Here is a 241-nt window from a genome sequence, read left to right as displayed (position 1 = left end):
CCGAGGGCGCGATCATTCTGCACGTTCTCCGCGGCGGCCAGGTGGTCGGCGGGCTGAGGCTCGCCGACGAGGTCCGGCCAGAATCCCGCTACGCCGTCGACGCCCTCCACGCCCTCGGCGTCGAGGTCGTCATGATCACCGGCGATGCCGAGGCGGTCGCGAACGAGGTCGGCAAGGAGCTCGGCATCGACCGCGTCTTCGCCGGCGTGCGCCCGGAGGACAAGTCCGCGAAGGTCTCCCA

1 protein-coding gene is annotated in these 241 nt (G+C 71.4%); it reads left to right on the top strand.

Going from position 1 to position 241, the window contains the following annotated elements:
* On the top strand, positions 1–241 hold a 241-nt coding region (locus tag KVS67_RS12855), incomplete at both ends, for an HAD family hydrolase (protein ID WP_217565534.1).

The sequence above is a fragment of the Micrococcus sp. GbtcB5 genome, assembly GCF_019091605.1.
In the GTDB taxonomy this organism is placed as follows: domain Bacteria; phylum Actinomycetota; class Actinomycetes; order Actinomycetales; family Micrococcaceae; genus Micrococcus; species Micrococcus luteus.
Note: the sequence above shows the minus strand (reverse complement) of the source record. Positions and strands in the feature narration are given on the sequence as shown.